Source organism: Lapillicoccus sp., from assembly GCF_025353065.1.
In the GTDB taxonomy this organism is placed as follows: Bacteria; Actinomycetota; Actinomycetes; order Actinomycetales; family Dermatophilaceae; genus Lapillicoccus.
This window is the reverse complement of the sequence record NZ_JANXRJ010000128.1, coordinates 1-4,166: the sequence shown is the minus strand read 5'-3', so window position 1 is coordinate 4,166 and position 4,166 is coordinate 1. Positions and strand designations below refer to the sequence as shown.

Sequence of the window (4,166 nt, the reverse complement as noted above, 5' to 3'; positions counted from 1 at the left end):
CCCGGGTCGTCGTAGTCATGCGCCGTGCACACGGTCGCGACGACCTCGCCCGCGCCGGGAACCTGCCGGACGACCTTACGGATCACCGCGACCAGCTGCGTCACGGTGTCCTGCGTCGCGACCGCATCATCCAACGCGGTCGAGTCCAGGGCCCGCCGGTTCTTCCCCGTCAACACGCCCGTCTCGGCCACCACCGCCTTGACCGCGTCGAAGATCCGATGCGGCGCCGCGCTCCCCGCCAACCGCTTACGCCAGTACGTCAACGTCGACGGGTCGAACCCGCCATGCCCGACCGGCAGGCCACACGCGACCTTCCACCGCAGATCCGTGCGCACCGCCGCCATCGCCTCCCTGTCCGAGAGCCCATGCAACGACTGCAACACCATCACCGACGCCGCGACATCCGCCGGCACCGACGGACGACCCAACCGGGTCGGGAACAGATCAGCGAACATCGCCTCCGGGAACAACACCCGCCGCTGCTCGGCCAACAAACCCGAACACGCTTCCCTTGTCGATCAGATGCCCTGCGACCGACTCAGCATCCAGAAGCTCACGCTCATCAAGCGCACGACCCTGCATACCCAACATGATCCCAACCCCGACCCGCGCGACCAGGACGACACGCCTTATTCAGCAGCGTCCTAGAGGGTGCCCAGGCGTGCGACGCTGCCGTCCCGGCGGTGCAGGAACAGCTCGGCGGGTCGATGGTCGGCGGCAAGGGCGGTGATGTGGTCGATGGCCTGATCCATTTGTGGGTGGGTGTCGTACTCCAGCCGGCCGTGCCGGCAGGCCCACCGGTCGTCGCCCAGCTCGATCACACGAAAAAACAACGCCATCAGGGAAGTCTGGGCCCGGGCCCACCACGAAGAGCAGTGCCGAACGTCCCGCCGTGACTGAGGGGACTGATGGGACTGCCCGGTCAGGTGCTGGTGTTGGGGATCCACGCGCCGGCGAGGGTGGCGACGCCGCCGACCCAGAGCAGGCCCCGGCCCGCGCCGTCGGCGGGGCGCAGGCCGACCGCGGTGACCACCAGGGCGAGCCCCGTCACGAACAGGGCCAGCGTCATGATCCAGCGGTCGGGAGCGTCGCCGGCAGCGAGACTGCTGACCAAGGAGCGGACCGGGTCTTAGGGTTTGTGACGAATTGATCTAGTTGGTTTCGGGTGTGTCGGTTTCGGGGTGCATCGGTAGTTCCACTCGCCGTGCCAGTCGTGGCGGTGGATGGGTAGGGCGTCTGTTTCGGCGTCACTGATCCGGATGCCGGTGGGGTACTCGTGGTCCGCCGGTGGTGGTGGTGACCGCTCCGATGATGTTGACGACGGCTTGGTGGCTGGTCAGCGGTGTGCCGCGCCAGTTCATGTCACGCCGTTGTCAGGACGGGCGTCCGCCTCGCTCCACGGTGGCGGCCGAGGCTGCCGTCGGTTGTGGCTGGTCGGGGGCGGCGGTGTTCGGGGCGTGGGGGTGAGCGGGTGTGGGTGGTCGGGGTGGATGTTTTTCGTAGTATCCGCGGTAGATGATCTTGTAGAACGGGATCAGCCGCGGGATGTCGCGCAGTCCGGGGACCCATGGCAGTAGGAGCTGCAGCAGCATCCCGAGGATGACGATAAGGGTGCCGACCCAGAGGTCGGCGGAGGCTGAGCTGGCGATCGCCGGGATGTGGTAGGGGATCGCGTAGAGGATGAGCCAGAACTGGCCGGGGTAGTTCCACAGCTCGTTCATGACGCCCCATTGATCCCCGGTCAGGCCCTGCCCGCTCGCCACGGTTTTCCAGAGGGTCCCGTCGCTGTAGAACATGGTGGCCTTGTAGGGGTTGGTGTTGATCTGGGCGGGCCCGCCGTGGAGGTAGCCGTCGAGGGAGCCGTTGCGGGCGATGGTGAGCTCGGCCTGCACCAGGGCGGGGACGGGGCCGTAGTTACCGGGGGCCACGGTGATCGTGCCGTTCTCGATCGTTCCCTTGGCTAAGGCATCGGTGTAGGCCTTGAGCCAGGTGGTTTGCTGGTCGGAGTCCAGCTGGTCGGCGGCCACGCCCTCGGTGCGGCTGCCGCCTGCCGCGGTGTACTGCGCGAGGGCGGCGGCGACGGTGGGGTTGTACGGGGCGACGATCTGGCTCAGGGGTGCGAGGACGAAGTCGTTGGCGGTGTTGATCGGCTGAGTGAGCCCGAAGATGGTGTGGGCGGCGCCGGCCAGGGAGACATGCCCGATGGCCTGGGCGGCCCCGGGGGTCTCGTTGTAGGGGGGGCCGTAGCCGGCGGTAGCGGAGGACCCGTCGAGTTCGGTGACGACCGCGGCGGCGAAGTCGGCGGCGCCGCCGTTCGGGTCGAGGTGGCCCTTGTCGTCGGTCGTCGGCGAGGTCGCCCAGTAGGTAGCCGTGAACGCCGCCCCCGCCGGTGAGGGGGGGCCACCGGGGTAGGTGAGGCCGCCGTTGGCGGAACCGAAGATGATCGAGGCGGCCACGACGAGGACCGCGACGATGACGACGCCGACGGTGCCCTCGAAGATCAGGTCGTATTTCCGTTCGGGGCCAGTCCAGTGCCGGATCGGGTGCTTAGACACTCTCCTGCTCATGTCCGGCTCCCCTCACGGGGCGCCGGCCCCGACAACGCTGGCCCCGACGCCGCCGGTTCCGGGGTCCCCGTCACCGAAGTTCCGGTCGCCGAAGTTCCCGTCGCCGAGGTTCCCGTCGCCGACACGGACCGGTGACCGCCCTGGTGGGCGGAGGCGTCGTCGGCTACTTCGAGGTGTTCCTGCCCGGGTGGGGGGGCGACACCCCGCCGGCGGATCAGACCCAGGTGCACCAGCACCACGAACCCCAGCAGCCCCGCGGTGACCACGACGTGCATCGTGAACTGCTGGCCCACGTCCATGACGTTCCACACCGCACCGATACCCATGGCGTTGAAGGCGTCTTTGGCTTGCTGGGCGATGTACTGGCTGTCCCAGTTGGTCAGCATCAAGAACCCGGTGAACGCTGTCACCAGGGCAAGGAGGAAGGACAGCACCCCGGTCACCCATGTGAACCCGCGCCCACCTCGCCACCCCATCACGAAGAAGGTGAACAGGGCATGGACCGCCATAAACAGGAAGAAGGCCTGCACCCCCCAGAAGTGGACGCTGTTCATGAACCCGCCGAACGAGCTGGTGTGCCACCACTGCACGCCACCGACCGCCAGGACCACCCCGCTGGCGAGGGTGACCAGGAACGCGCCCAGGGTCAGCACACCCATCGTGTACAGCACCGAGGACACGTACGCCGGTTCGTTGTCCGGGAGTAACCGGCGCAGCGGAAGGTTACGGACCAGCCACGCCCGAACCCACGGCGAGGGTTCGGTCCAGGAGAACGACTCGTCACCCCCGGTATCCGTCACAGGATCCGCCCGAGAATCCGGAGGCGCAGCGTTGCTGGTCACGGCGACCCTTTCTGCTCGGGGAGGGTGATGAACATCCCGCCGAGGAAGAGGACCGCGATGATGACGAACAGCACAACGTTGGCGTACTTCATCACGAACCACCCCCCGATGGTCCACGCCAGGTAGCCCCCGTCGCCCGTCAGGTTGATCAACGGGCCCCACAGTTGACTGACCACAAACGCCTCCTGAGCTTCGGAAAAGTGAAAACCCTGCAACGCCCTGCCACCCCGAGCGTCACTCTAGCCTCGATCGTTCACGGGTTGTGACCTGACATCGGCTGTGGAAACGCGAAAGTGCCTGTCGCACACGACATACTGGACTTGTCTAGGGTTCAGAAGTCTCGAGTGGAAGGCACCTCGCCAGTGGTGCGACACGAGGTCGCATGCGTCGAGTGGCGCGTTGATTGGAGGTCGGCGGTGACGTTGATGACGTAACCCGGGTGAGTGTTCTGTGGCCCGTCCCCACCTCGACGTGCGCTGCCCGTAAGGGCGGGGTGCGAAGCTCGAGGGAGAAGCCCAAGGGTCCCTGTTCCATCCAGGGGTTACAGGCAAGGGGAAGGCCGGACGGGTGAACGTGAGTGAACCGCTGTTGACGCCTCCCTACCTGACAGACTTCGTTGAGACGCGAGTACTCAGTCTGTAATGAGGCTAGGGCTCGAGCTTGAGGAGGATCGATGGGTCACAGTGCCCCGGTTGGTGCGGTGGGTAGTTCGGGCGATGAGTCGCCGGTCGAAAACGCGGTCGGGCCGCGGGAGGGC

At 66.9% G+C, this 4,166-nt stretch carries 4 protein-coding genes and 3 pseudogenes; all 7 read right to left on the bottom strand.

What is annotated here, in order from left to right:
• A pseudogene (locus tag Q0R63_RS10545) lies at positions 1-582 on the bottom strand (transposase); the annotation flags it as partial.
• A 62-nt stretch (positions 583-644) separates the two neighbouring features.
• Positions 645-821, bottom strand: coding sequence for a DUF2188 domain-containing protein (locus tag Q0R63_RS10540; RefSeq protein WP_295697058.1), 177 nt, complete (start codon positions 819-821; stop codon positions 645-647).
• Between the two features lie 101 nt (positions 822-922).
• A pseudogene (locus Q0R63_RS10535) lies at positions 923-1,117 on the bottom strand (DUF998 domain-containing protein); the annotation flags it as partial.
• Between the two features lie 72 nt (positions 1,118-1,189).
• Positions 1,190-1,358, bottom strand: a pseudogene (locus Q0R63_RS10530) (ISAzo13 family transposase); the annotation flags it as partial.
• A 15-nt stretch (positions 1,359-1,373) separates the two neighbouring features.
• Positions 1,374-2,567, bottom strand: a complete 1,194-nt coding sequence (locus Q0R63_RS10525; protein WP_295697056.1) for a hypothetical protein — start codon at positions 2,565-2,567, stop codon at positions 1,374-1,376.
• Positions 2,564-3,247 carry a cytochrome b N-terminal domain-containing protein gene (locus Q0R63_RS10520; RefSeq protein ID WP_295697054.1) on the bottom strand — a complete coding sequence of 228 codons (684 nt, stop codon included), beginning with the start codon at positions 3,245-3,247 and terminating at the stop codon, positions 2,564-2,566. The genes Q0R63_RS10525 and Q0R63_RS10520 overlap by 4 nt, the downstream gene beginning before the upstream one ends.
• A 158-nt stretch (positions 3,248-3,405) precedes the next feature.
• Positions 3,406-3,585, bottom strand: coding sequence for a hypothetical protein (locus Q0R63_RS10515; protein ID WP_295697053.1), 180 nt, complete (start codon positions 3,583-3,585; stop codon positions 3,406-3,408).
• Between the last annotated feature and the right edge of the window lie 581 nt (positions 3,586-4,166).

What these genes read in the sequence shown, in the direction of transcription:
- Q0R63_RS10525 (WP_295697056.1), bottom strand. Translation starts at nt 2,567, where the DNA reads ATGAGCAGGAGAGTGTCTAAGCACCCGATCCGGCACTGGACTGGCCCC.